This window comes from uncultured Gimesia sp. (assembly GCF_963976445.1).
Lineage (GTDB): Bacteria > Planctomycetota > Planctomycetia > Planctomycetales > Planctomycetaceae > Gimesia.
The window spans coordinates 15172-42035 of sequence record NZ_CAXBKP010000037.1 but is presented as its reverse complement, the minus strand read 5'-3'; the positions used below and the strand labels follow the sequence as shown (position 1 = coordinate 42035).

The following is a 26864-nucleotide window of genomic DNA, read 5'->3' as shown; positions in this document are numbered from 1 at the left end:
TAGGATTCCCAGCCCCAGTTGTCGGCGAAGTCTTTGACTTTATCTTCGCTGCGGGCACAGACGGCCTGCAAAACGGGGGTGTGTTCTATATCAAAAAACTTGCCGACTTGTCGATAAGCATTGGAGTGGGTTCGTCCCATGAATCCGTAGCCGATCAGACCGACGCGTATTGGCTTGGTCATTGGTGTGACTCCTTGTAGATTTTAAAAAACAGGTTGAAAATGAGAGAGTAAAGGGAGCGATTACGACCAGCCGTGGGCGTCTCTGACATTAATCATGGCTGACAGAATATCGTTCCAAGTCTGTGGATTCATCATGACTTCATTCGAAAACATGCAACCATCCCAGCAGATATGCTGAAACTTCTTTGTGGGGGTTCCGTTTTCATCATGTAGCCAGTAGCCGGCTCGTTTGGTGATATCAAGTTTGCCGTTGGGATCCTTAGGCAGGCAGTGTCTGCCGGTCTTATCGTGTGATCCGGTGCCGTGAACGGTACCATCATTCTGAGCCACATGGAAATCAATCGTCCAGGGACGCAGGGCATCGGTCAGGGTTTTGTAAGCGGCATCGAAAGTCGCTTCATCGTTCCAGTCGAAGTTTTCCGGAAGGAGACGGTCTTCGGGGGCGTTGTAACCCATCAGGTAGAGCAGGGTATGCGACATGTCGGCCTGAAAGCCCAGTACGTCTGGTCGATCAACCAGTTCCAGCAGTTGGACCATTCGTTTCCAGCTATGCATGCCTCCCCAGCAAATTTCCCCTTCTGCTGCCAGACGCTCACCATGATCGGCGGCGATATCGGCGGCCTGTTTGAAGGTTTCTGCAATTTTGGCCTGGTTGCCTTCCGGGTCTTCGATCCAGTCACCGGGGCCGGCTGCGGAGTCGATGCGAACGACGCCGTAAGGACGAACGCCGAGCTCGCGAAGTTTTTTGGCAATGCCGCAACCTTTGCGAACCTGTTCCAGGAACTGGCCGCGTTCTTCGTCGCTGCCCATAGCGGAGCCACCACCGGTGGGAGGCCAGACGGGAGCGACGACAGAGCCGATGACCAGATTGCGGGACTGTACTTTTTCGGCCAGTTGTTTCAAGTCGTCATCACTGGAATCAATGCTGACGTGCGGGTCAAACAGAAACAGGTCTGTTCCGTCGAACTTAACGCCATCCACTTCAGCGGCGGCAGTCAGATCGAGCATGGTGTCCAAGTCAATCGGGGGTTCTGAATCGGGGCCTTTTCCAACAACGCCCGGCCAGGCTGCATTATGAAGCTTGGGGAGGGAATTGGTTGTGTGATCATTCATGAGACGGTCCTTCATGTTAGCAGGAATTAGAAGATCAAAAAGAAACTGCCCGAGAGATCGGGCAGTTTTGTGTGACTGATCGGTTTATTTTCGGTAATCACCGACATTCGGTGCCCCAGGGCAGGCATCAGGGCCGAAGTAACGGAGTGAAACCAGTGGTTCACTGCCCGTGTTTTCAATCGTGACCCCTGCTTGTGCTGTTTTTTCTGTCACGAAGACTTCGTCTTCTGTCATTTCTCCGAAGCGGATCATGGCAGGTGTCTGCAGTCTGAGTTTACCGATGGAGCCTTCACCCTGGACTGTGATCCAGCTGTAAGCGCCGGAGTCTTTGATGGTGACTTTGCTACCCGGATCGACGGTCAGTTCCTTCGCAGTAAATAACTGCTCGCCTTTGACCTTGCCGTAAACGATCCAGCGGTCAACATAACCGTCCGCAGCGGTATCGCCGATTGGAATGGGCTCAAGGTAGTTGTTGTCTTTGAAATCAGGATCGACGTTGGCTTCCCAGTCGAGCGCGTCGACGAGGTATTTGTTGTCGTCGTGCTTATCTTCGGGGAAATCTTTAGTCAGCAGCGAGCGGGGAACGGCCCGACCTTCGACCATGGACTGATACATGCCGAACACGTCACTGCCCCACTGTGGTTCATAGGTGACGAGACTTCCTGGAGCGTGTAGAACGCAGGGAGGAATCAACCAGCCAGTGCCCGGCTTGAGGCGGTAGGCTTTAGAGAGATCGAGGATCCCGTTATCGCCATCATTCCAGCGGTCCAGGCAGTCAATGACATCCTGTTTTGTGGTGCCGGGTTCCAGACCCATGAACGTGTAAGGGAAATTATTTCCGATGGCATTCATCTGGGGAGGGAAGTAATACGATTCGGGTTTTCCTTCCTGTCCCACCAGTGCCGCCTGTTCGGCATTCTGGTGCATGTGGTGCGGGATCGGTCCCATGTTGTCAAAGAACTTGGAGTAAACAGGCCAGCGATTGTATTTGCCCCAGATGGTGTCACCGATGACTTCGGCTCCCAGCTCGGCTATCGCATCACGCAGAGTAAATTTTTCGCCGCCGAAGACACAGTAGCTCAAGCCTTCGTCATCCGGTGCGCCTTCGTTTGCGGCAACCGTTGTTGAGCCAAACCAGCGTTCATCAATTCCGCCTCGATGTGTTCCCAAGGCGTAGTAATCGTTGGGGTGCAGTTTCAAACGACGACCAGGTTGAAGAAACGAGCGGGGAACCCATGTTGGGGACAAGCGGAAAATTCCACCACCTTCAGTTAGCGCATCGGCGGCTAGTTTGGCAACGTTAGACATACTTTCCTCTTCTTATTCCGTGTTGAACTGGTGGTGTCCATTTGAACCATTGGCGGCTATCAACAAAATCGCCTTTTGATCAGGAACTCGGGACACCAGCAAAATGAATGACTGTCGTTAAAAAATGACTTGAATCACTGGATTTATTGTGATGTTTAAGAATGTTTTTGAAAAGGAAACCGAATTGATTTTGCGGCGAATTTGAAAGAATGACATTCATTTCCAGTGTGGGAGTTGACTTGGTTAATTCTAAACAATCATTATAAATCAGAAGTTTTTCCAGGAAATTTGGATCAGATCCTATTTCTGTTGCATTATCGTCTACGGTCTGCTTTTGTTTGATTCCCTGGTAGAATAGGATCCTGAAAAAATGGAGAACTCCGGCGATCCTTGCCGAGTCAATCCTTGTCGTCTTCTTATTCACTCTTCAGATTGTATTGTTTTTTCAATGTGCTCGGGCAGACGCCTGTTTCAGGCTTTGCAGCTTCTTTGATATTAGTCGGATCAGGAAACAATGACAAAAGTTGCGATTATGGGGGCCACAGGTTATGCGGCTCTGGAGTTAATTAAAATTCTGCTGCGTAATCCGGATGTGGAAATCGTCGCGTTGACGTCCCGTTCTGAGGAAGCACCACACATTAGTACAATTCATCCCTGTCTGGAAGGACGCCTGGATTTGCGCTGCGAAGCACTGTCTCCGGCCGAGATTGCGGATCGGGCAGACTTTGTGTTTTGTGCGCTGCCCCATGTGGCGAGCATGGAAGTCATTCCGGATCTGCTGGCTGATGGCTGCCGGGTGGTTGATTTGAGTGCCGACTATCGTTTGAGTGATCCGGCTGTCTATGAAAAATGGTATCACCATGTGCACATCGACCCGACTCGGTTAGGAAGTACCGTGTATGGTTTGCCTGAACTGTGGGCTGAGAAAATTCCGGCAGCCGATCTGATCGCCAATCCGGGTTGCTATACCAGCACGGCGATTCTGGGTTTGGCGCCGTTAATGGCGAAAGGTCTGGTTGAACCGACGGGGATCATTATTGATGCCAAGAGCGGCGTAAGTGGTGGGGGGCGAAAGCCCAAGCTCGGAACGCTCTATTCTGAATGTAACGAGAGTATTACCGCCTATGGTGTGGGCACGCATCGTCACACGCCTGAGATCGAAGAAGTACTCACCACGGTGGGTGGGAAAGAGGTCAAGGTCACGTTTACTCCCCATCTGACGCCGATGAATCGGGGAATTCTGGCGACCATGTATCCACGGCTGACAGACGCCGTCAATCGGGATGCGTTGCTGGACATTTATCGTTCGTTTTATCAGGACAAGCCGTTTGTACGTGTGATAGATCGAATTCCTGCGACTAAAGACGTGGCGGGAACAAACTATTGTGACATTTCCGTGCAGTTTGCCGGTGATCAATTGATTGTCTTTTCTGCAATCGATAATTTGATCAAAGGTGCCGCGGGCGTTGCCGTTCAGAATTTCAATTTGATGGCAGGTTACTCTGAAACCACAGGTTTAATCGTCTGAAATTTCTTATTTCATCTAGGAGAAGCAGTTGACTGTTGAAATGATCTTACCCCAGGGGTTTCGCGCTGCTGGTTTGGCTTGTGGCATCAAGGAAAACAAATCGACCTTTGATTTATCCCTGTTTGCTTCTGATGTGCCCTGTTGCGGGGCGGGTGTGTTTACGAAGAATCAGGTGTGCGGGGCTCCCGTGAAAGTTTCGCGTGAGCGCGTTCCCGGCAAATCGGTTCGCGCTGTGGTGATTAACTCCGGAAATGCGAATGCCTGCACTGGGGAGCGTGGGATTGAAGATGCGAAGTGGATGACCAGTCTGGTGGCGGACGGGTTATCGATGGCGGAAGAAGAAGTTTTGGTTTGTTCGACGGGGATAATCGGTCATTTTCTGCCGCGTGCGCCGCTGGAGCAGGGGATTCCGGAAGTGGTGCGCCAGTTGGATTCCGGTGCGCGGGCGTTTCGACAGGCGGCAACGGGAATGATGACGACTGATACGGTCCACAAGCAGGCCACCCATACGCTCTCAATCGGTGGCACCACCGTTCGTGTGAGTGGTGCGGCGAAAGGGGCCGCGATGATTGCACCAAATATGGCGACCATGTTGTCGGTGATCATGACCGACGCGCCGCTCAATTCTGCTCAGGCTGATCAATTACTGCGGAATGCCGTCAATCGCAGTTTCAATTGTGTCTCCGTTGAAGGACATACCAGTACGAGCGATACGGTCATTTTGCTGGCCAATGGCGCGGCGGGGGCTGCCGAACTTTCAGTTCAGGAGTTGAGTGATTTGCAGACTGCGATCGATGAAGTCGCCATGGAACTGGGGCAGGCGATCATTCGCGACGCAGAAGGAGCCGACCACTTTATTACGATTGAAGTTTCAGGGGCAAAGCAGAGAGAGGATGCTTTTGAAATTGCCCGGACGATCGCCAATGATGTGTTAGTCAAAACAGCCATTACTGGCGCTGACCCGAACTGGGGACGGATTGTCTCGGCTACCGGGCGGACGAGTGTCAAACTGACTGAGCGGGATATTATGCTACAGCTCAACGGCACTTTACTTTATGAGAATGGACAGCCTGTTGACTTTGATGAGCAGGCGGTCTCGAACGGTCTCCGAAAGAATCGCGATGTCTTGATTCAAGTGCAACTGCCGTTTGGAGAGGAAGCGGTCGTATTCTGGACCAGCGATCTGACGCAGGAATATGTGCGTTTGAATTCAGAATATACGACCTGATTCTCGGGGAAATAAAAAAAGAGTGGGAGCATTCCGAAAAACGCTCCCACTCTCCTATTTCTAGCTTACTTCAATGCCGCATCACGTTGGCCCGCACATGTGTGATGCGGTAATGCAAAGCTAGTCTTTCTTGGTCACTTTAAAGCCTTTAGCAAAGGCTTTGTCGTTGAAGATTAATTTGATCTGCTCATCGCCTTTTACTTTCGATGCTTTTCCTTTGCATCCACCACAGCAGAACTGCACTTTAGTACCAGCAACAGTTACAGACTGAGCTGGATTGACTGGTTTACCAGCGAAGGGGCAATTAACCTGTTTGGCCTGGCCGGTGGCTACCAGTTGCAGGTTTGCTTTGGCAGCGAATTTGGCAGGGTTTGCTGTGAATGCTTTTTTGCATTTTCCACAGCAGAGGCTGACAGTCCCCCCTTTGTAGTCAACAGTTTGGCTGGCGTTGGCTGGTTTGCCGGCAACCGGGCACATTGCTTTGCCTTTGGCATCAGCGGCAACGGTTTGACCAACGAATGCAACAACAGCCAGTAAGGCAGCGATTGATAGAACTTGACGCATGGGTTTCTCCTTGAAAGTTAAAAAGAGTAATAGTCTCAAAATTTGTACAAAACATGTCCGAGAAGCTGATCCGTTCTAATTTCCTGTCGAGAAAACAACATCGTTTGAACAGGAAGCAGCGCATGGCTCACCGAAAGCAGGTTGGCTCATGCAGAACGGAGATGGTTAATCCGTTAGAGAAGGCGGGGGATTAGATTAACCAGAGGCAGAACTGCGCGCAAAACTCCCCTGAATCATCAGGATGAACAGGAGGGGGCAGTTCAAATAAGTGTGAAGAAGCGGGGCGAGCCGAAATACAAAGCTCGTCAGCCAGATCAACTGACTCAAAATGATCGCGAAGTTGCCGCGCCAGCTCGGTAGACTTGACCGAGTTTGTCGTCGCTGGTTGCGAATAAGTTTGATGGCAGTGGCAGGTTTGTTTCTGGTACTGGATCTGGTTCGGCGTGTTTTGTTTTGCACGTTGTTGGGAAGCGTTACAGCAACAGGACTTCTGTTGTTTTGGCTGAGAAGACGCTGGTTTACTGCAACAGCAGGCATTGGTCTGGCTTGACTGCTGTTGGCTGCACTCACATCCCGCAACCGGGACGGCAGGCAGAATCAGGCAGATAGTCAGGGTCAGAACAAAAACGCGGTACATTACTGCTCTCTTCAGGTTGAGAGAAACGTCAGGAGTGAGGGTATACCATTGTATTTTTATACGTTTTGTTTCGCAAGAGCTTTTCTCATTCTTTTTCTGGGACTGTTCCTTTAAAGGGCTATTCCGGTAAAGGGCTATTCCGGCAGGGGCTGTTCTGGATTCTCCGAGCTTCGGTCAGCTAATTCATCGGTATCATATAGCCAAATTCTTGCACCATAGGTAAGGATTTCAATCATTTTCTGTTGGTAATCGATATTAATTGCCCGGATATTGGGTTCGACAGGGGCTTCCCATGTCAGGAAACTTTTCCCGGATTGCTTATTCACAGCTTGTAAATTGAAAATACTGGTATGGCGATTGCCAATTTGCTTGTATTCACGTGCAACAAGCAAGATGACGGGTAGCAGATTTTGCGGGTTGAGAACCAGATGTTTTTTCTGAAATTCCTGGTTCCAAAGCCGTTTTCCTGTCTGACGGTCATACACATAAAGCATTCCATTGATGGGAATCGCAGGGACACTGATTGAGATGGAGTTGTGTGTTGGTGTATGGCCGACAAAATAAATATAAGCCTGGTCGGTGACCAGATAGAATTTTTTATGTTTTTTAAGCTCCTCTTGGGAGAGCGGTTCCAGCGACGATTTTTTTCCTGTTCTCAAGTCAACAATCGAAATTTCCCCTTTGGGGGTTAAAACAGACAGGTAGTGCTGGTTAAACAGTTCGAATTGAGAATCTCGAGGGAAGTCGATACTCCAATTCAGTTCTTTCGACTGAAGATGAAAACAGTAGACCGCGGTTTGACCTGGTTTTTGGCCGGGCCATTTTTTGTCATTGGGAGATGAAATCGAAACGAAGGCCGCTTCGCCTTGATAGATTGCGTGCTGAAGATCATCGCCTGCCTGTGTGATTGGAACCGGTTGGCCATCGCTGACTCGTAGGATTTTTTTAGTGATACGGTCTCTGGTGACGAGGTAGATCAGATGATCGTCTCCCAGAACTCTCGTTTCATTGTCGACGTTTTCATGCGTCCAACGTATTTTTCCAGTCCTGGTATCGACCAGGATGATTTTGCGCCTGGTATAGAAACAGGTGTAATCAGCATTGGCGGCGGCGATCATTCCCACTTTGCGAATCGCGATTGAGGGGTGATGTCGAAGTACCAGCGAGCTTCCAGTTCCCATGGGGGAAGGCGTCAATTGATATGCACTGGGGTAATATCGATTGGTCTGATTTTTTTCCAACTTCTGACTCCAGATCAGCTTTTGGCCTATCAGATCAAAGAAGTGCAACATATCTCGGTGTTGCAGTATCAGATTATGGCCAACGACTTCACTTTCATTGAAGCCTGGGGAGCGATTCAGATCAGAAGATCGTAATGGAGTCGACCAGATCAGTCGTTTGCCATCAGGAGCAAAGATCGTGAGTCGATTCTGTTTCGGCTCTACTGCCAAGGTTCTCGTCTGGAAAAATGGCAGGCTGGAAGCACTCGTGTTTAAAGTGATTTCCGGAGCGGAATAATAGCGGACGGGGTTCCCGACGATCAGCTTCAGTTTCTGCGGCCGCCAGGGTTTTCGTTTGTGCTGTTCCACATCTGTGAGAGGTATTTGTTGTTTCTGTTCCAGGAACTGCTGGAGCGTCTGGTTGTCCGAGACCTGCAGATTCGGATCATAGTCTCTAAGTCGTGCCAGATAGTATTCTGCATCGGGATTCAGATGAAACTTCAGGCAAAGGTCCACCATGAGAGATAGTCCCTGCGCTGCCAGTTGCGGTTGTTTATGTTTTACCAGTCGTGTGAGCCAAAGTTCGGTTTCATAGAAGTTTCCGGAGTTCATTGAGGTTGCGATGACTTGTTGTAAAACCGGAATGGTTGCATCATCAAAGCCAAACTGTTGCAGGAAGCGTTCCTGTTGCTGCTGTTCCAGACCTAAAACCTGTTGTGCTCTTTGTGCGATCTGGAGTGAAAACTGTTCACGTTCTGCTGAAGTGACCTGCTTCGAGAGATCAGATGCCCGCCCTGCAATCCAGGAGTCAATTTGAGTTTCGGTGGCAGCCGTCTGGAAGAAGGTTTCTTCCGGTGCCTGTGCGAGTTCTAAGAGTAACGCAATCGCATCGGAAAATTGTTTTCTGGCAACGTGACGTTCAACCAGCAGTCTCTGGAATTCGATCCGCTCGCTGTCTGAGCGGACTTGTTGCTTGAGTTGCTCAACGAGATCATCATGTTTCTGGAAATCAGATCGAATCTGAGAGGAGAGGCAGTTGAGAATCAGTGTTTGAAGTTGATTCTGTTCTTGAGCCGGCAGTTGTTTTTGATCAATCTGCCGTAATCTGAGAAGCGCGTCCGGGAAGGCGTGACTCATCATCAGCATTCTTGATTCTTTTAAGAGTGCGAGTGGGTTTTGTGCATTTTGTTGTTTGGTTTTTGCGATTTGTGCTTCGAATGTCTGTTTTTGTTCATAGCTGACCAGTCCTGTTGCACTCAGCGAGAGGAATTGTCCATTCTGAATGATCAAGTTGCCCAGGGGGGAGGCGTGATTTTCGTTGAAAAGTTTGTTGATGATTTTCCCGGATTTGACATCCAGGGTCCAGACTTGCCCACTTTGCAGAGGGATGTGTAAACGTTGGTCTGCAATCACAGCCAGTCCGGAAGGCTGGCCGGCCGACTTTTCAAATCTTGTGCTCCAGTCGGTTTTTCCTGTTTTCAGTGAAATCGCTCTCGCGCCATTTGTTCCCACCAGCAGAATCTGGTTCTCAACGACGCCTGCCAGATAGAGCGAGGTTTCTTTCGCTCGTTTTGTCCAGCAGTAAGACCCGGTGATCAGGTCCAGGCAAACCAGAGTTTCGCTATCTGGTGGAGTGTAAATTACCTTGTTGCCTGAAATTACGGGGGCGGAAGGGCACCAGCGTTGATTGAGTGGTGCAAACGAAGTTTGTTGGGAACGATTAAACCGTTGGGGGGCGTCGGAGTCGTTGACGGCATATTGGGTTGACCAGAGGACCGCGTGGTTGAGGCGGTCGATGGCTGTGAGTAATCCAATTGTGGTGGGACAGACGATGACTCCCTGGTCAACGGCAACAGGAGCGATCCACCAGCGTCTTACCATATCCAGAGCAATATCCTGATCAGGATTGCCGATTTGTTGCGACCAGAGTTCTTCTCCGGTTTGCGGGTTCAGGGCATAAAGACGAATTTCTCGCTCTCGTTCTCCGATGACATATAATTCGTTGTCTGACGGAGTTGGGGCACCCATGAAAAAGGTGCCGGCGAGTGGTAGATCAAATGATTCATCATATCTGGTGCCACCAATTTTCCACTTTTGTTGTCCTGTTTGCAGGTTGTAGGCAACAATTTGATTGGATGACCAGGCATCAGCTTTGTCCTCACCTCTGCGGATGTTTCGGCGGAATCGATTCAAATTGTTGGACAAATTGGAATCTCCGAGATTCAGCTGCATGCTCTCTAGAACATATAGTTGCCGCCCATCCGTACTTTGGCTGCCCCAGTTTGCATTTCTGTAGATCAGGTTTGTTAAGGGGTGTGAGTCGGGGTTGGTCCCATTATAGACTGAGAAGGACCGGGCTTCCGGATCGAATAGTCCCCGTGCCTGGGGGGTATTGAGCCTTTTTAGTTGTGCTGCGATAAAAGATTCTTCGGGCGAGTTTTTCAGAGCCAACTCCCATAGCGGAGCGCCGGTGAGCGCGTCCAGAACCTGAATGCCCTTGAGTGTTCGGAATATAATTTTCCCCTGTGTTGTTAAAGGGGGGAGTGCCGGAATCGTTGCTCGACCGGCACTGGTAAGATCTTCCTGGATCAGATTCAACTGTGACTGGATGGAATGATTGGAAGTCAGCGGGAAGGACCAGCGGGGGATTAGTAATGGATCTGCGTGTTTAGCACGCGCTGAGTGGCTGGGAGAGCCAAAGAGCATCGGCCACTCATCCAGCAGCAGGTTTTCCGCCAGATTAAGATCCTGCTGCTTGCTCAACCAGCTTTGAGGCATTTCAACAGCGCCGCCGATTTTAATGGGTTTTTCTTCAAGGGAAGTGTCTCTGGCAGAATTAAACAGTTCTGCGATCAGTGACTCTTTGCCCGTCTGTTTGAAGATAAATGCGGCTTTCGTTTTCCAATGCAAGGATTCGGTAATTGGTGATTGTGACTTCAGCAGACGTTGCAGATATTGTTCGGCTAAGCCAAATTCCCCACGCTCCATATGATAGGAGATCAGGAAATTCATTGACTGCATGCCGGACTGCGTCCCGGAAAAGCGGCTAGCGATTTCGGCGTAGCTTTCCGGGGGTGAATGATTTTGCTGGGCGTCATTCAAGAGTTTTTCAGCGAGTGCCTCATATTGGCGGTTGAATTTTTCTCGTTGTTCGCTGGGGAGGAGTTCCAGTAGTTGATAAATCAATTCGCGATCTGTGATCAAAGAGCGTTCGCCGGAGACATGGACCGGTAGATTCAGGCTGTTTTCCAGCATTAATTGCAATTTGTCGCGTGCGGCATCCCATTGCTCATCATCAATTAATTTCTGTACGCTTTTGAATCGGCGTTCCTGTTCTAAGTCCTGGGGAAAGCGGAAATAACCTGGTGTTCTTTTTATGACAGGTGCTTTGGCCTGTGGCCCTGCTTTGGGACCGCCAAACCACCCTTGGATGATCTTCTTCAGTGGGTTGAGTGCGTTTTGGGGTGGGGCTTGCTTTTGTGCATTTGGTTGGAAGGGGTTCTTTTTATCTGCTTTCTCGTCTGCCTGCAGATTGACGGCAGAGGGCATCATCAGGCAGGTTATGATAATGAGGACGATAGTCCGGTTTAGAATGATTGAATGCATCAACTCAGCCTTCTGGTTGCCTGACAGGTAAAACAACGGTATCAGAGCTTCTTCTCCTGTAGTAAGCAGGGAGACAGTCCTGATTAAAACATCGGGGACTGGGGATGTTCTCGAAAGCTCTTTTCTATTCTACAGCCAGTTTTCTTTGAGCCAATACGTAATCTGTTGGATTCTGCGACTCTTTATTTTTGCAGGGAGGCTGGATGAGTTATGTGACAGAGTTGAAAGAGAGGTGTGTTCATGTGTATTATGGTCTGGGGCTGACTTAATTGAAACTAGGCGCCATTGTGGGGTTTTGAGAGGAAAAATCAAAAAAAACAGTCACTCTTACGACTTTCAACCAAGATAGGGGGGGGAATCGGTTGCAGATTTGCTTGCGGGAAGTTATTTTTGCACGCTTCAACTATTGCAAACTAGCCGGGATTCCGGGTGGAGTCGCTTCAGTTGCCCCTGAAGAATGTGCTTACCAGAGACGATTCTTGATGAATTGTCCTGATTGTGTTTGAAAATATGAGCACAAGACAAGTGGGGACGCATGTTGGATTTCAACCGTTTCAATTTATATAGTGTCAAGTTATAGATTCAAAAGTCTTTAATGGAAGAGTGGGTCAAGGCCTGGTGCCAGATCACTATTCGAGGAATGTTGGGAAATGTCAGACGATTTTGTATTGCCGAGAATTAGTGCTTTCAAACGGGATAAACTAGGTTCAATCGAAAGCCGCCGCATCCGCCGGGCTGGTCGAGTACCGGCTGTCGTGTATGGCCACGAGCAGGAACCTGCCCATGTGAGCGTGGAAGACTTGGATCTCCGGAATCTGATCAAAAACCGTGAACGTGTTTTTGAAATTGATGTGGATGGTCAGGTCGAAGAGACGATGCTGCGAGATCTACAGTGGGATACCTTTGGAACTCAGGTTCTTCATGTGGATTTGATCCGGATCAATGCCTCGGAACGCGTGACAGTCGAAGTGACTGTCCGATTGCGAGGAACCTCTCCTGGTGTGGTATCAGGCGGTATCCTGGATCAGCCTCTGCATGCCCTTGAACTTGACTGTCTGGCCCACAGTATTCCTGACGATATTCCCGTGCGTATCAATGCACTGGAAATTGGCGATGCGATTCATGTCAGTGAAATCGAAGTGCCTCGTGGTTCCAAGCTGCATAATGCCGGAGAGCAGGTCGTTGTGCAGGTACTGGCTCCTACGGGAGACGATGAAGAACCAGCAGAAGAAGAAACACCTGAAGCGGCAGCAGAATAGTCGTTCTCAGAATGAACAATATAGATTAAGTGGTTAGTGGCCTGGCGGGTGATGCTGTGAAAGTGGTCGTAGGGCTGGGAAATCCCGGTAAAGAATACGAGCGAACGCGGCATAATGTTGGGTTTGACGTTTTGTTTCAGCTGGCAGAGTGGCACGGTGTGACCGGGTTTAAAAGTCAGTTTGATGCGAAAGTTGGAGAGTTTTCCTGTGCGGGGGAAAAAGTTTTACTGGTTGCACCGCAAACATTTATGAACTTGAGCGGTCGCAGTGTTGCGGCATTGGTTAAGTTTTTCAAATTGCCTTCGACTGATGTGATGGTAGTTTGTGATGATATGAATTTGCCAGTCGGGCGTCTCCGCATGCGAGGAGCAGGTTCGGCCGGTGGTCAAAAAGGATTGCAAGACATTATCCAGAAGTTGGGTACTCAGGATGTACCCCGTCTGAGAATCGGCGTAGGGCGACCTCCTGCCGGGTTTCCAGCAGCGGATTATGTTTTAGGGCGTTTTCGGTCTAAAAAAGATCTGGAATTGATCCCGCAGGCGGTGGATGCCGCTGCAAAAGGGGTTGAGTGCTGGGTTCAGAATGGTCTTGAAATTGCTATGAATCAGGTGAATGCACCTGAATGATGATATCCCGGTTTGATTTTAAACCGGAAATGATAAAATAAAAACAATGAGAATCTGATCGTCATCTGGCCAAACAGAGGGCCGAATTATTCCGGGAGAAAAGTCTTGTCTGTAGCAGAGAAAAAAGCGGTAATGGTAAATTACGAAGGAATGTTCCTATTGGACAGTGGAAAGTTTGCTGCTGACCATGAAGGGACGATTGCTCATTTAATAGAAATTCTGGAAAAAGCAGGTGCCGAGATTGTGGCGCACCGTCCTTGGTTGGATGGCAAGCTTGCCTATGAAATTGAAGGCCACATGAAAGGTCTGCATTATCTGGTTTACTTCACAATGCCTGGTAGTGGGATGGACGTGATTACCCGATCTTGTCATCTGAGTGATCTTGTTATCCGTCAGATGGTGATCAAGCAGCCTCAAACCTTGTTTGATGCAATGGTTACTGCGATCGATCCTTCTTCAGCTCCTGAAGCTGAAGCACCAGCCGAAGAAGCTGCTGGCACCGAAGAAGTTGCCGGCACCGAAGAAGCTGATGTGGACGCCGCTGTTGATAATGACGCTGCCGTTGATAATGATGAAGGCTAAGTCTTTGTTGTTCTCTTGTTGTATCTGACTCAGATCTTCCGGGACGTTTAATCTCAAACCATTCATTTTCAGGGAGGCCGATGATGGCCAGTTTCAATAAAGTCATTCTAGTAGGTAACTTAACACGTGACCCACAGGTGCGTTATACACCGGGAGGGAGTGCCGTTGCTGAGATTGGACTTGCCGTGAATCGGAGTTGGTTTGATAAGAATTCTAATTCACGCAAGGAAGAAACCACATTTGTGGACGTGACTTTATGGGGGCGGACTGCTGAAGTTGCCAGTGAATACCTGACAAAAGGGCGGTCGGTTCTGGTTGAAGGTCGTTTGCAGCTGGATCAGTGGGATGACAAGGAATCAGGTCAAAAACGAAGTAAGCTCAAAGTCGTCGGCGAAAATATGACTATGCTGGGCGGCCGAGGCGAATCTGGCGGCGGAGGTGGCGCTCCTTCTGGTGGTGGTGGCTATGCCTCTCAAGGCAATGCTCCTGCACAAGGTGGGGCTTCCAGTGCTGCAGATTCATTTTATGATAACGCATCCGGCGGCGGAGTGCCTGATGACGATGTGCCTTTCTAACAGGGGTGCATTTTCAGACGGCTCGTGAAAGAGTAATAGTTTTTAATTGAAATGATTGTATCAAACAGAAAATTACGGAAGTGATTGATAATGGTTCGGAAACAACGTAACACCTCAGTCGTCGGTAGTTCGAAGTCGTCTATCGAGGTTTTGCTGGCAGAAAAAGTTGACAGCCTTGGTGACCAGGGTGATATTGTTCGGGTGAAGCCCGGATATGCTCGGAATTATTTGCTGCCCTATGGTCTGGCTACCATTGCCACAGACCATAATAAGTGGATGGTGGTTCAACACCAGAATCGAATGGCAGAGCTGGAAAAAGACCGCTTGAAGTCCTTAAAAGGTCTGGCTGATAAGCTGAGCAAGCATAGCGTGACTATGGAAGCCAACGCCAATGAAGATGGCCATCTTTACGGGTCGATCGTTGCCGTTGATGTCAGCAAATCACTCAAAGAAGGTGGTTTCGATATTCCTGCAGACAGTATCCGTCTGGAAGGCCCACTGAAAGAGTTGGGAATGTATACCGTCAAACTGCAGTTGCATGATAAGGTGAAGACCGAAGTCAAAGTCTGGGTCGTCCCTGCTGCTGAAAAAAGCTAAGCCGGTCTGGCAAGTAGCCAGTCTGCGCTTCCCGTATAAGAGAGAGGTCCGGTATATTGCCGGACCTCTTTTGGTTTTATATGATTGAAGTTGCAGAGCGGTTTTGAATTCCAGTTACCTGAGTCTTTGCGCGATCGTTCTGCATCAGAGATCTCATTTCTAACGTCTACAGAGCCAGAGGATGGTCATGTCGTTTGCCGGGAAAGGAAAATTTCGCCGCCCCAAAGAGGAATCCGTGGAGGAGTTGTTTGGAAAAATTCCCCCACAGAATCTGGAAGCTGAAAAAGCGGTCTTAGGCAGTATCCTCCTTGATAATATCGTGATCGATGATCTGGTTCAGATTGTCAAAGCCAATCACTTCTACGGCGATAAGAACACGCGGATATTTTCCGCAATTCTCCGATTACATGATGCCGGCGTTCGGGGGATTGATGCAGTCACCATTGCCGAAGAACTCGATTCCAAAGGTGAGTTGGCCGAGGCAGGTGATGTTCTGTATTTGCATGAAATTCTGGAAAGTGTGCCCCACGCGGCACATGCCGAGTATTATGCCAAAATTGTCCGAGATAAATCGGTACAACGCACGCTGATTCATTCCTGTACCGAAATTATCCGGGAAAGCTACGCTCCACAGGGAGACACTCTGGATGTGTTAAACAAGGCCGAGCAGAGCATCTTCAGCATCCTGGAACAGCAGGGTGAAGGAGATAAGATGGAGATCAAAGACATTCTGATGGATGCCTTTGATCGAATTCATGAACGCTCACAAATGGATGGAACACTTACCGGTTTGACGACCGGGTTTATTGATTTGGATACGCAGATCAATGGTTTTCAGCCATCGGAATTGATTGTTCTGGCGGCACGTCCGAGTATGGGAAAGACGGCGTTGGTCTGTAACTTTGCCGAAGCCGCCGCCGATCAGGGTGGGACGGCGACGATCGTCTTCAGTCTTGAACAATCCAAGCTTGAGCTGGCCGAACGTTTGCTGTGTATTCGCTCGGGCGTAAATGGTCACTCATTGCGGGCCGGAGATCTGGAAGATGACGAACGTCATCGCCTGATGGAGGCTTCTTCCGAGATTAGCGAGATGCCTTTGTTTATTGATGATAAAGCGGGGCGCACGATCCAGGAAATCAGCGCGATTTGCCGTCGTTTAAAACGGCTGAGCAATCTGGGGTTGATTATCATTGATTACTTGCAGTTGATCGAACCTGAAGACAAGACGATGCCGCGAGAGCAACAGATTGCACAGATCACACGTCGTCTGAAAGGATTGTGTAAAGAGTTAAACATTCCGATTATCGCGTTGGCGCAGTTAAACCGCGGCGTGGAATTACGTGAAGACAAACGGCCGCGACTGGCTGACTTGCGTGAAAGTGGAGCCATCGAACAGGACGCCGACCTGATTATGTTCCTGCACCGTCCCGATAAATATGACCCTGAAGATTCTCCGGGGCTGGCGGAAGTGGTTGTCGCGAAGCACCGTAGTGGTCCGACCGGGATTATCAATCTGACCTGGAAGGCTTCCTCAATGCGATTTTCAAACTATGCCAATCTGGATGTCCCCGAAGGGGGCTACATGGGAGATGGTGGTGGCGGCGGCTTCGGTTAAACCATAGCCATGATGCCTTCTCTCACTCAGATTATTTCTTAGCCGCCGAGTAATTGGTGTGCTTCGTGGATAGATTCTCTCAGGCTTTCTCCGAGTGATTCGACGTCTGATTCCCGCAGATTTAAGATGCTGAGCATTTCTGGATCAATGGTTTCCGTTTCGACCGTGCGAGAATAACCTTCATGAATATTTGCCGCGAGGATGTCGGCGACATGGACAAGCACGGGGATAATGCGGTCTGTTTCCGGTAGCTGCAGAGGGTGGTGGTGATAGCGGACCACATGTTCAAAATGAGGGGGGAAATTCCATTCTCTGCAGGTATAGGCACCGAATAATTCATGTGTTGCCCCGAGTACCTGTTCTTCTGCCTGACGAAATGTAGTGTCTTGTTCACGGCTCACGATGCCGATGATTTCAACGAACTCCTGGTGATTGGCCTGCATTTCGACCATGATACCAATGTCGTGAATCAGGCCGGCCAGAAAGACTTCATCGGGGTCTCCGAGCCCACTCATTACAGAGAGTTCTCGGGCGCAGATGGCAACCGCGACGGAATGTGTCCAGAGGTCACACGGATCAAAATCTGTGCCGATACGGTTCGATTTGAAGACCTTGTTCAAGCTGGTGGCGATGGCGATGTTCTTGATCGCATTTAGACCTAACAGGACGATGGCGCGATCAATGGAACCGATCTGCTGCGGGAAGCCATAGTAGGATGAGTTGACGACTTTGAGAATGCAGGCACTTAGCGCAGGGTCGTTGATGATCACTTTCCGGAGATCATCGGTAGTCGATTCCGCGTCGGCCACGAGATTCATGATTTGATGGGCGACCGCAGGCAGAGTTGCGATATTTTTAATTTTATGAAAAGACAATTCCACGATGGGGGGAAATTCGTTTGCATTGTCAATCTTTGTCTCTGTTTGAATCATTTTTCGTCTCCTGATTTATCTCACTTGTCGCTGATGATTACTGTTCTAAGTTGTGGCGGTCTGTATTTCGGATGAGTTTTTAGTCCAATCGGTGTGTGCACCGAAGAGGGCTTGGATTTCTTCTGCCGAACTCGGCTCGGCGAATAAGTAACCTTGTCCATATTCGCAGCCCAGTGCCTGCAGGAGGATCAGCTGTTCGGGATCTGAAATCCCTTCGGCTACAACTTGTAATTCCAAGTTATCCGCCAGCGTCAGGATAGCCTGCAACAGTGCTGCGTAGTCGCGGACGTGTTTGGCATTCATCACAAAGGAGCGGTCGATTTTGAGTACGTCCAGCGGGAATTCGTGCAGGCAAGATAAAGACGAATGCCCTGTACCAAAGTCGTCCATGTCGACCTTGACTCCAGTTTTTCGGAGTTCTTTCAAGATGGGGATAAATGTTTTCTGATCTTCCATAATCAGGCTTTCGGTTACTTCCAGGTGCAGGTGCTCCGGTGGAATCGCATGTTTCTCGATGACTCGTTTGACAACATTTATCAGATTTGGGTCGAGTAATTGTCTACGCGAGACGTTAACATGCAAAAAGGCTGGCGCATCGTCTCCAAATGTCTGTCGCCATTCTGCGAATTGTCGGCAGGCTTCATCGAGGCACCATTTTCCGATAGCGCTGATCAAACCAGTCTCTTCCGCGACAGGGATGAAATCGTCAGGGCTGATCAGTCCCCGTTCTGGATGCTTCCAGCGGACTAACGCTTCGAGTCCCTCCAGTTGTCCTGATTCCAGTGCGACAATTGGTTGATAGAAGAGGGTAAATTCACCTTGTTCTATTGCTTCCCGCAGATCGCCTTCGAGACGCAATCGATATTGCGCTTTTTCTCGCATGGTCTGATCAAAGAGCAGGTAGCTGCCATGCCCGGCGGCTTTTGCTTTATACATTGCCAGGTCGGCATCACGGAGCATGTCGTTGGCTGATTCATATTGGTATTCACTGGTGACCACGCCGATACTCGCTGTGGAGTAAACGGTATGTGTTCCCAGCTGGTAGCTTTGTGAAAAGACGTCGAGCAGGCGTTCCGCTACGATGGTCGCATCCGCCAGGTTGGTGAGTCTGTTGAGCAAAACGACGAATTCATCGCCCCCCAGTCGGGCTGGTTTGATTTGGTCGGTTCCCCGCAATGTTGTGGTCAAGCGTTGGGCGATTTCCTTTAAGAGTTGATCTCCCATGTCATGTCCGAGGCTGTCGTTGATCAGTTTGAATCGATCGAAATCGAGGAACAGCAATGCGAAATGATGGCTTGGGCCGCGGTCGATTGCATTCTGAATCGAATCCAAGATAGAAGCCCGGTTTGGTAGCCCTGTGAGTGAATCGTTATAGGCTTGCGTGTGGAGTTGGCCCATCAATCTTTTTCGGTCACTGATTTCAATTCGCAGTGTGAAGTAGCTGACTGTTGCGTTGTTTTCATCCAACATGGGAACGATTGTTGTATCGACCCAGTAGAGTGATCCGTTTTTCGCTTGGTTGCAGATTTCGCCACGCCAGATTTTGTTTTGTTCCACCGTCGCGTACAATTCTTCAAAGAATTCGACAGGGTGATGATCGGAGAGAACAAGATTATGATTCTGTCCGACGAGTTCGTCGTGGGTGTAGCCTGAAACTTCGCAGAAGTTATCGTTGGCTTCCAGAATTGTGCCCTCCAGGTCGATCATCGCTACAATGCCTGCCGCATCGACCGCCTTACGAAATGCTGCCAGTTCTCGGTTTTGGGTTCCGACAGTCTGCTGCAACTCGTCGAGCTTCAGCTCGGCCTTTCTGGCCAGATCCCATTTCTCCGTGAGTGAGGATGCGAGCTGTCGAACTTCCACATTGTCAAACGGTTTTTTGAGAATAAGCCAACGGTCCATGCAGCCGAGCTGTTGTGACATTTCGGTCCAGTTGTAATCGTTGTAAGCAGTGCAGATTACAATCAGCAGATCGGGGTCTACTTCCCAGAGGTGTCCGACGGTTTCAATGCCATCCCAGCCGGGGGGCATGCGAATGTCGACAAATGCCATTGCGTAAGGCCTGTCATCCTGAATCGACTGACGCACTTTTTCCAGTCCTTCCCGACCTTGAGAGGCGGCGTCGACTTCGAATGTATGCTCATCTGTAGTCGGTGCTTCTTCGCCAAAAAAAGCGGCGAACGAGTCGCCCGTTTTGCTTTTTTTTGCACTACCCACCAGCACTTTACGAAAGTCATCGTGAATGGCTTCGTTGTCATCGATGACGAGAATGCGTCGATTGCGTGATTCGTTTATTTTGTACATAAGATTGTTCCTGCCTGCTGGTAGGGTATTTCCAGGGTGAAGGTGGCTCCTGTTCCGGGGCCGTCGCTGGTGGCGACGAGACTTCCGCTTAGTTCCTTTGCTGCCAGGATGGCACTGTGCAGCCCGAAGCCGTGGCCTTCTTTACGTGTGGTGAATCCGTGGGCGAAGATTTTTGTCAGGTTTTCAGCAGTGATTCCCATGCCGTTGTCCTGCACCTCAATCGAGATACGATCTTGACCCTTGTGTTTCAAGCGAACCGTCAATAAGTGTTTCTTGTTTCCACTTTCCAGACAGGCGTATTTGGCGTTGCTGATCAGGTTCACAATGATTTGTAATAACAGTTGCTTGTCTGAAACTACTGGTTCAATGTCGTCAAATTTGCGAGTGATTTTGACGGAGTGGCGTTCCATCGAAGCGGTGTTAATGTTAATCGCGTCTTCTAGTAGTTCGACCAGAGAGAATTCTTCAATGACTCCCGCAGTACCTTTGGCGTTCTTTTGTTGGGAGGCCACGACAGCCTTAATGTGATCGATATTTCTGATCAGAGAATTAATTTCTTCTAGAATCGTGTCCTCTTCTGTTGATATTTGATGGCTGACATCGATCAACAGTTGAGGTAGATGTTTTCCTCGATCATCGTTCGTCACAAAGTCACCAATCTCTTCCAGGTGCTGTTCCATCACTCCGACAGCCCGGGTCAGGTTGTTGGCACTGGATTTGAGAACATTATCCTGAATCAGTCCTGCAGAGACGTTAACGCTGTTGAGTACGTTACCGACGTTGTGCAAGACGCTGGTTGCAATTTCCGCTTTGCCTGCCTGGTGCGCGGTTTCTATGAGTTGTTTTGACACATTTCTCAGGGATGTGATATAGATATAGCAGATCACGAACAGGACTCCGCCCACTACGAAACCAACGATCAATAGTATCCCCGCAGTCTTGCGTAGTTTTGTAACCAGCTGAGTAATGTCTTTCAACACAACGAGACTACCGACCTGTTGATTACTGGCATCCATCAGGGGCATGATTTCGCCGCGATATATTTTCCGGGTTGATGAATCTGTAAGTGAGACTGGTGTGTTTTCTCTTTTGCCCGAGTCGATCTGAGACAGCAAAGCCGGTGGGATTGTTTTGATCGTTTGATCGATGATGACAAAGTTGGCCAACTGGTCCCAGTTTCCTGTTTGTCCCAGGATGGTAAGGCCTCGTTCCCATTGCGTTCGATCAAGGCATCTTTTCTCAATGGCAAGCACCACTTGTACGCCTAGAACCTCTGACAGTTTGGGGGTGATGTGTTCAATTTCTTCACCCAGCTCGATGTAGCCGACAAGCTTACCATCGACAAGCCATGGCTGAACAACGCGTAGAGTGAAGTGTCCGAATTTTCCCAATTCGATGCCATAAGATGTTTTTCCGGTTGTCGCTGCCTGTTGCATCGTTTTTCGGCTGATGGTATCACCGTATTGTGCGGGGCGATGCACACGTAAAAAACAGGTTTGATTGAGATCGATGAAGTAAAAATGGGTGACGCGATTTGATGCGTTAATTCTCTCATAAATTGGGGCCGCGTGCTGAAGCAACTCTTCTCGGTCTCGGGAAGACCAGGCTTCCTGGAGTTTTTCATGATTGGTCAGGAACTGTTGAAATCCCATCAACAATGCAGCGTCTTCATCGAGCTGATTTGCAAGGACCCGCTGTGCGCCTTTAACACGGGCCTTCACATCCGCATCGATCGCCTGCCGGCCTTGCCAGTACATACCGAACAGGCTGCATCCCAGAATGACTACGATTGCCACAACCAAAGGCAGCAGAATGCGTAACTTCAAATTGTGATACAACCGAACGGGCTGTAGTGTTTTGTGTTGTGTCGTACCTTTTATCAATTCACTACTCGACATACTTGATTTGTTTTGCTGTTGTACTGGATCATTTTTCGAATTGGACACTTCACAGTTCCCGCTATGCTTACCTCTGATTTTGATTTCGGACCAGGCAGTGCTTTAACTCTACTAGAACGAGAGTGAGTTCTTTTTTGAGAAGCGCTCCTCGTTGCTGACACAAGGTCGACATCTCAAAAAGTCTTCCAATAACTGTTTAAGGTGTACATCGTGTGTTCGCTAATCGCGTTTAACTTAGCCACTGGAAAATCCGGTTCGAGTTCGTTCCCGGCCTGTTTCCAGATGCCATCAAAAACATATGTTGCGTTTTGACAACAGCGGTAATTGATCTGGCTTTTTAGGCGATCCAAGAAGTGTCGTATCGCTAGAATCGCAACAACCGAAACCGCGCAGCATCGTGCTGAAGTGATTTCCCTCCTTTTGTCACAGTTCTGGTGCCGAGTCTGCTACAAGCGTTGAGGGGAACGGTAGATAGTGTTCTTAGTACAGAGTAGTTCTTTGAACAAGTGGATCTGGTTCGCATTTGCTTTGCGGATCGAAACCACAAAAACCCATGCAGGTGGATTAGAATCCTGCTCGCTGCGCTCGCCCCGAAATACAAACAGGTGAGCCTGAATAGAATTCGGACTCACCTGTTTTTGTACATTGAAGGATGTCTGAGTTTGGTAGACTTATTCTTCGTCTTTCTCATCAGCGGCGGTGGGAGCAAAGCCGCGACGCATTGTATTTTCGGTCACATTGACGGGCACGACAAACTGGAGCAGGTAATCCGGGCCTCCGGTTTTGCTGCCGATGCCGGACATCTTGAAGCCACCAAACGGATGGCGTTCGACCATTGCGCCGGTGATATTTCGATTCAGATAAATATTACCCGCTACTAGTTCCATTTTTGCTTTCTGCAGGTGGGCAGGGCTACGGCTGAAGATGCCGGCGGTGAGTGCATAAGGCGTATCGTTGGCGATCGAAATCGCTTCGTCGAAATCTTCTGCTTTCATTACAGCCAACACCGGGCCGAAAATTTCTTCCACGGCAATCTGGCAGGATGAGTCAACATCTGTGAAAATGTGTGGGCCGACGAAGTAGCCTTCCTCATCGAGTTCTGAAGTATCACAGGCAAGTGCCAGTGTGGCTTCCTCTTTGCCGATTTCAATGTATTCCAGAATCCGTTGTTTGGCTTCTTCATCAATCACGGGCCCGATAACGGTACCGGGTTCTTCGGCAGGACCAATCTTCAGGCTTTTCGTCGCTTCCACAAGGCGCTTCACAAACGTGTCGTGAATAGATTCCAGTACGATGACACGAGAACAGGCCGAGCACTTCTGGCCGGCATAGTTGAATGCGGAATGGATCACACCCAGTACGGCTTCGTCGAGGTCGGCGTCATCGTCAACGATGATGGCATTTTTGCCACCCATCTCGGCGATGACTCGTTTGACCATCTTCTGGCGAATGTCTGTATTCGAAGCTGTTTCATTGATCGACAGGCCGACATCGCGTGAGCCGGTGAAAGTGATCATTTCTACGTCAGGGCTCCCAACTAATTCCGGGCCGACTTCTTCACCGATACCGGGTAGAAAGTTCACAACACCATCGGGAATGCCGGATTCGTGGATCAGGTCCATCAGTTTGGCAGCGACGATGGATGACTGCTCGGCCGGTTTCATCACGACGGTATTTCCGGTGACTAACGCGGCGGCCGTCATGCCGGTTAAAATCGCCAGCGGGAAGTTCCAGGGGGCAATCACAGCGACTGTTCCCCGGGGGCGATAGAAGTAAACGTTTTCTTCACCGGGGACATCACAGTGCAGGGGCTCAGACATTTTGCGCATCTGGTCGGCGTAGTACATGCAGAAGTCAATGGCTTCCGCGACGTCGGCGTCTGCATCTTCCCACGGCTTTCCACATTCGTAAACCATCCAGGCAGCCAGTTCAAAACGCTTGCGGCGCATGTTGGCGGCGATCAGTTCCAGATATTCGGATCGGTACTGCGGTTCTGTTTTTGACCATCCCGGAAATGCACGGCGGGCCGCATCAATGGCGTCGATCGCATCATCGGCAGAAGCGGAAGAGACGACTCCCAGCGAATCGGAACGGTGTGACGGATTGCGTGAAGTGATGGTGGCTTTGGTATCGATGGCACGTCCGTTGATTAACAGCGGGTATTCTTTACCAAACTGATCGGAGACTGCTTCCAGGGCTTCCTGCATCTGGGTGCGTGATTCTTCCAGGCTGAAGTCAATCAACGGTTCGTTCTGGAAGCCAGTTGTTTCTTCAGACTCTTTCTTGGTGGTTGCGTGGTTGGACGGGTTCATCATCAAAGTCTCCAGGTTGACGTGCTCGGTAAAGCTTTGTCGAAGGAATGAGTCGTTAGAAGTGTTTTCCAGCAGTCGTCTGACCAGATAGGCCATGCCGGGGATTAGTTCGCCGAAAGGCGTGTAAATGCGGACGCGGTGCCCCATTTCTGCAAAGACCTGTGCCTGCTCTTTTCCCATGCCATACAGCATCTGGATTTCATATGCGGAAGGGGGGACATCCAGTTCATGTGCGACCGCAATGGCATGTGCCAGGCTGCGCATGTTATGGCTCCCGAAGGCAGGTCTCAGCCACTGGTGATTTTGTAGAAGAATCAGCGTCAGTTTTTCAAAGTTGACATCCGATTCCCATTTTTCCTGAAACACGGGGATCGGCCAGTGATGGTACTGAGACGTGATCGTTTCATAGTCCCAGTAAGCCCCTTTGACGAGTCTGATCGAGATCGGCGTTTTTCGTTTCTTGGTCCATTTTAAGAGGTCCATCAGATCGTTTTCGGCTGACGACTGATAGGCCTGGATGACAATACCAATGTTGTCGAAGTCGCGGAACTCTTTTTCCATCAGCGTCTGTTTGAAGATTTCCAGCGTCAATGGTTTATAAGAGTTCTGCTCCATGTCGACGTGCAGATACGCATCGTACTTCATCGCACTTCGCAATAATGTTCTTAAGCGAGGCTGGACGGCGGCCATCGTACCAACCGGGTCGTTGGGCTTAAACTGGCTGCATAACGCTGACAGTTTGATGGAAACGTTGGTTCTGGGGAGATGCCCATTATTGTCCCAGTCGAGTTGTACGTTTTCAGACCATTTTTTGACCCGGGGGGCCAGGCCTTTGATCAGACCCAGATAGGATTGCAGATAGGCCTCGGCTTCGGCTTCGCTGATGACGGCTTCACCCAGCAGGTCGAGCGTGTAGGCAAAGTTTTCGCTTCTGAGCCGATCGACCGTGCGGTGGACTTCCTCGACCGTGGAGCCGGCGATAAAACGACTGGCCATCCGACGAGCATTCGAGCGGGCATTCAATGCCAGGGCACGCCCCAGCACAGAATTGGGCTGTGATAACTCAAGGCCGATACGGGCCGCCCAGGGAAGATGCTTGCGGACATCTTCGAAGTATTCCTGCAGGTGTCTGACGATGGATTCATGCGAGCGGAGCATCGGCAGGACGTCCACAAAGCGGAACATCTGCACTTTGACTGATTCGTCAGCCATCGCCCAGGAGAGAATCCGGTCATCCCACCAGCGTTTTTCGAACATCGTTGGCTCGCGACGTTCCAGCAGACCCCAAATCTGCTGGCCGAGCTCCTGTGTTCGCTGCTCAAATTTTTGATTCAGGCTTGAAGACGCTTTTTTTCGTGCCACTTATGTAACCTGCCTCTGAGTGCAGTCTGCACTTTCTGTATTGCAAATGTATTTTGTCTGAGTCCACAGGCCAAGGGATCAAAGGCTTTGATTACTGACATCCTGTCACTCATTAACTTACGAAAACACTCGGTCGAGTGTTGGATCTGGCCTTTTTTGATTAAATGAACCGCTGGCTGGCCATCTATATCTCTGTATGTTGTTAGCTGGGAAGCAGGTTACCAAATCCGAATAGGCGAGGTAAGTGTTGCGGGGAAGCCAATCAGAACTTTTCTGGTCTCACTGGGGAGAATCAGACTTGTCAGCATCGTGTGAAGCTTTATTCTTAAGGAAATTATAAAATTAGGAAATACGGTGTTTCTTCATCTTTGGTTGCATTGATGTTACCACACCGGTGATTGATAATAGGGCTTCCGTGAAACTGGATCAATGATCTGAGATTCGCTCGCGAAGGGATGATGATCAAGACAATTTGGAGAGGGACGAACCTGCTATGCAAGACTTTGACTATGAAGCCCCCACTTCACTGGCTGATGCCGTTGGCTTGTTAGCCAAAGGTAATGGAAGTGCCCGCCCGCTGGCGGGGGGAACCGATCTGATCGACCATGTGCGAACAGGCAGGTTATCTGCGGATCTGATTGTCGATTTAAAGAAAATTCCAGAATTGATGGTACTGGAACTGAACGACGGCGGCCTGCGACTGGGTGCCGCGGTTCCCTGTTACCAGATTTATGAACATCCGGGAATTGTCGAAAACTATTCGGCGATCGCCGATAGCAGCAATATTATTGGTGGGATGCAGATTCAAAACCGGGCCAGCGTCGGGGGAAACCTGGCGAATGCCGGTGCTGCCGCCGATTCAACGCCAGCTTTGATCGCCCTTGATGCGACTGTGGTGATTTCCGGGCCTTCCGGTACAAAAGAGGTTCCCGTCGATCAATTCTGCACCGGTCCAGGTCAGAACATGCTTGAGCCAGGCGAAATTATCGTTGAACTGAAATTTCCTGCCCGTCCGCCACATAGTGGATCGCATTATCGCCGGTTTATTCCCCGCAACGAGATGGATATCGCCGTGGTGGGAGTGGGCGCGTCGGTCGTGCTGGATGAGAGTGGTGAGAATTTTGTCTCTGCTCGCATTGGTCTGGGCGCGGTTGCTGCCAAGCCCTTTTATGCAGAGGAAGCCAGCGAGGTGCTCGCCGGTCAGCCTGTGAATGACGAAACCATTCAGAAGGCGGCTGCCGCTGCGAAAGCAGTCGTGCATCCGATTACCGATATGCGGGGCACACAGGAGTTTCGAACTCATGTGACCGGCGTGTTAACCGAACGTGTGATTAAAAAAGCGGTTGAACGTGCTCGCGGATGATTCTCCGTTTTTAACTGGTGAATCTCTCAATAATTGAATCAAACTCAGAATTT

Annotated in this window: 19 protein-coding genes; 9 read left to right on the top strand and 10 right to left on the bottom strand. The window is 49.7% G+C overall.

Annotated features, from left to right (window positions below; all coding sequences use genetic code 11):
- The 3 genes from AAC022_RS25495 to AAC022_RS25485 all read right to left on the bottom strand — a co-directional run.
- Positions 1–182, bottom strand: a 182-nt coding sequence (locus AAC022_RS25495) for a Gfo/Idh/MocA family oxidoreductase (RefSeq protein WP_339735830.1), incomplete at its 3' end; no start/stop codon positions are given.
- 60 nt (positions 183–242) lie between these two features.
- The gene (locus AAC022_RS25490) at positions 243–1295 is read right to left on the bottom strand and encodes a TIM barrel protein (RefSeq protein WP_339735829.1); all 1053 of its coding nucleotides are present in this window, start codon (positions 1293–1295) and stop codon (positions 243–245) included.
- Positions 1296–1379: 84 nt separating this feature from the next.
- On the bottom strand, positions 1380–2603 hold the full coding sequence (locus tag AAC022_RS25485; protein ID WP_339735827.1) for a hypothetical protein: 1224 nt from the start codon (positions 2601–2603) through the stop codon (positions 1380–1382).
- A gap of 514 nt (positions 2604–3117) precedes the next feature.
- Between AAC022_RS25485 and argC the strand changes: the two genes are divergently transcribed.
- Complete coding sequence (argC, locus tag AAC022_RS25480; protein WP_339735825.1) at positions 3118–4131, top strand: N-acetyl-gamma-glutamyl-phosphate reductase; 1014 nt, start codon at positions 3118–3120, stop codon at positions 4129–4131.
- 28 nt (positions 4132–4159) lie between these two features.
- On the top strand, positions 4160–5359 hold the full coding sequence (gene argJ, locus AAC022_RS25475; RefSeq protein ID WP_339735823.1) for a bifunctional glutamate N-acetyltransferase/amino-acid acetyltransferase ArgJ: 1200 nt from the start codon (positions 4160–4162) through the stop codon (positions 5357–5359).
- A 120-nt stretch (positions 5360–5479) separates the two neighbouring features.
- Here the strand turns inward: argJ and AAC022_RS25470 are convergent, their stop codons facing one another.
- The 3 genes from AAC022_RS25470 to AAC022_RS25460 form a co-directional block, all read right to left on the bottom strand.
- On the bottom strand, positions 5480–5923 hold the full coding sequence (locus AAC022_RS25470; RefSeq protein WP_339735822.1) for a hypothetical protein: 444 nt from the start codon (positions 5921–5923) through the stop codon (positions 5480–5482).
- A 190-nt stretch (positions 5924–6113) separates the two neighbouring features.
- The gene (locus AAC022_RS25465; protein WP_339735820.1) at positions 6114–6560 is read right to left on the bottom strand and encodes a hypothetical protein; all 447 of its coding nucleotides are present in this window, start codon (positions 6558–6560) and stop codon (positions 6114–6116) included.
- A 134-nt stretch (positions 6561–6694) separates the two neighbouring features.
- Positions 6695–11386, bottom strand: a complete 4692-nt coding sequence (locus tag AAC022_RS25460) for a PQQ-binding-like beta-propeller repeat protein (protein ID WP_339735818.1) — start codon at positions 11384–11386, stop codon at positions 6695–6697.
- A gap of 650 nt (positions 11387–12036) precedes the next feature.
- On the opposite strand from AAC022_RS25460, the gene AAC022_RS25455 reads away from it, so the two are divergent.
- From AAC022_RS25455 to dnaB, 6 genes are all read left to right on the top strand, one after another.
- Positions 12037–12645: a 50S ribosomal protein L25 gene (locus AAC022_RS25455; protein ID WP_339735816.1), complete on the top strand. Its 609-nt coding sequence runs from the start codon at positions 12037–12039 to the stop codon at positions 12643–12645.
- 29 nt (positions 12646–12674) lie between these two features.
- Positions 12675–13271, top strand: a complete 597-nt coding sequence (gene pth / locus AAC022_RS25450) for an aminoacyl-tRNA hydrolase (protein ID WP_339735814.1) — start codon at positions 12675–12677, stop codon at positions 13269–13271.
- A gap of 105 nt (positions 13272–13376) precedes the next feature.
- Positions 13377–13853 (top strand): 30S ribosomal protein S6, encoded by a 477-nt coding sequence (gene rpsF / locus AAC022_RS25445; protein WP_339735811.1) that lies wholly within the window; start codon positions 13377–13379, stop codon positions 13851–13853.
- An 80-nt stretch (positions 13854–13933) separates the two neighbouring features.
- Positions 13934–14428, top strand: a complete 495-nt coding sequence (gene ssb, locus AAC022_RS25440) for a single-stranded DNA-binding protein (protein WP_339735809.1) — start codon at positions 13934–13936, stop codon at positions 14426–14428.
- A 90-nt stretch (positions 14429–14518) separates the two neighbouring features.
- Complete coding sequence (gene rplI / locus AAC022_RS25435) at positions 14519–15025, top strand: 50S ribosomal protein L9 (RefSeq protein ID WP_339735807.1); 507 nt, start codon at positions 14519–14521, stop codon at positions 15023–15025.
- Positions 15026–15212: 187 nt separating this feature from the next.
- A complete protein-coding gene (dnaB, locus tag AAC022_RS25430; protein ID WP_339735805.1) occupies positions 15213–16640 on the top strand; it encodes a replicative DNA helicase in 1428 nt (475 codons plus the stop codon).
- A 38-nt stretch (positions 16641–16678) separates the two neighbouring features.
- On the opposite strand, the gene AAC022_RS25425 is transcribed toward dnaB, so the two are convergent.
- From AAC022_RS25425 to pruA, 4 genes are all read right to left on the bottom strand, one after another.
- On the bottom strand, positions 16679–17572 hold the full coding sequence (locus AAC022_RS25425; RefSeq protein WP_339735803.1) for an HDOD domain-containing protein: 894 nt from the start codon (positions 17570–17572) through the stop codon (positions 16679–16681).
- Positions 17573–17617: 45 nt separating this feature from the next.
- Positions 17618–19876, bottom strand: a complete 2259-nt coding sequence (locus tag AAC022_RS25420; protein WP_339735801.1) for an EAL domain-containing protein — start codon at positions 19874–19876, stop codon at positions 17618–17620.
- A complete protein-coding gene (locus AAC022_RS25415) occupies positions 19864–21822 on the bottom strand; it encodes a cache domain-containing protein (RefSeq protein ID WP_339735799.1) in 1959 nt (652 codons plus the stop codon). Before AAC022_RS25415 ends, AAC022_RS25420 begins: the two co-directional genes overlap by 13 nt.
- A 623-nt stretch (positions 21823–22445) precedes the next feature.
- Entirely contained in the window at positions 22446–25448 is a 3003-nt protein-coding gene (gene pruA, locus AAC022_RS25410; RefSeq protein ID WP_339735797.1) for an L-glutamate gamma-semialdehyde dehydrogenase, read from the bottom strand.
- A 493-nt stretch (positions 25449–25941) separates the two neighbouring features.
- Here pruA and AAC022_RS25405 point away from each other — a divergent pair, with 493 nt between their 5' ends.
- Positions 25942–26811 carry a xanthine dehydrogenase family protein subunit M gene (locus AAC022_RS25405; protein ID WP_339735795.1) on the top strand — a complete coding sequence of 290 codons (870 nt, stop codon included), beginning with the start codon at positions 25942–25944 and terminating at the stop codon, positions 26809–26811.
- Positions 26812–26864 lie beyond the last annotated feature (53 nt).

Excerpts from the sequence above, each read along its gene's own strand:
- AAC022_RS25405 (WP_339735795.1), top strand. The coding sequence starts at position 25,942 with ATGCAAGACTTTGACTATGAAGCCCCCACTTCACTGGCTGATGCCGTT.
- AAC022_RS25490 (WP_339735829.1), bottom strand. The coding sequence starts at position 1,295 with ATGAATGATCACACAACCAATTCCCTCCCCAAGCTTCATAATGCAGCC.
- rplI (WP_339735807.1), top strand. The coding sequence starts at position 14,519 with ATGGTTCGGAAACAACGTAACACCTCAGTCGTCGGTAGTTCGAAGTCG.
- AAC022_RS25465 (WP_339735820.1), bottom strand. The coding sequence starts at position 6,560 with ATGTACCGCGTTTTTGTTCTGACCCTGACTATCTGCCTGATTCTGCCT.
- dnaB (WP_339735805.1), top strand. The coding sequence starts at position 15,213 with ATGTCGTTTGCCGGGAAAGGAAAATTTCGCCGCCCCAAAGAGGAATCC.
- ssb (WP_339735809.1), top strand. The coding sequence starts at position 13,934 with ATGATGGCCAGTTTCAATAAAGTCATTCTAGTAGGTAACTTAACACGT.
- AAC022_RS25470 (WP_339735822.1), bottom strand. The coding sequence starts at position 5,923 with ATGCGTCAAGTTCTATCAATCGCTGCCTTACTGGCTGTTGTTGCATTC.
- AAC022_RS25460 (WP_339735818.1), bottom strand. The coding sequence starts at position 11,386 with ATGCATTCAATCATTCTAAACCGGACTATCGTCCTCATTATCATAACC.
- AAC022_RS25455 (WP_339735816.1), top strand. The coding sequence starts at position 12,037 with ATGTCAGACGATTTTGTATTGCCGAGAATTAGTGCTTTCAAACGGGAT.
- argC (WP_339735825.1), top strand. The coding sequence starts at position 3,118 with ATGACAAAAGTTGCGATTATGGGGGCCACAGGTTATGCGGCTCTGGAG.
- AAC022_RS25420 (WP_339735801.1), bottom strand. The coding sequence starts at position 19,876 with ATGTACAAAATAAACGAATCACGCAATCGACGCATTCTCGTCATCGAT.
- AAC022_RS25425 (WP_339735803.1), bottom strand. The coding sequence starts at position 17,572 with ATGATTCAAACAGAGACAAAGATTGACAATGCAAACGAATTTCCCCCC.
- AAC022_RS25485 (WP_339735827.1), bottom strand. The coding sequence starts at position 2,603 with ATGTCTAACGTTGCCAAACTAGCCGCCGATGCGCTAACTGAAGGTGGT.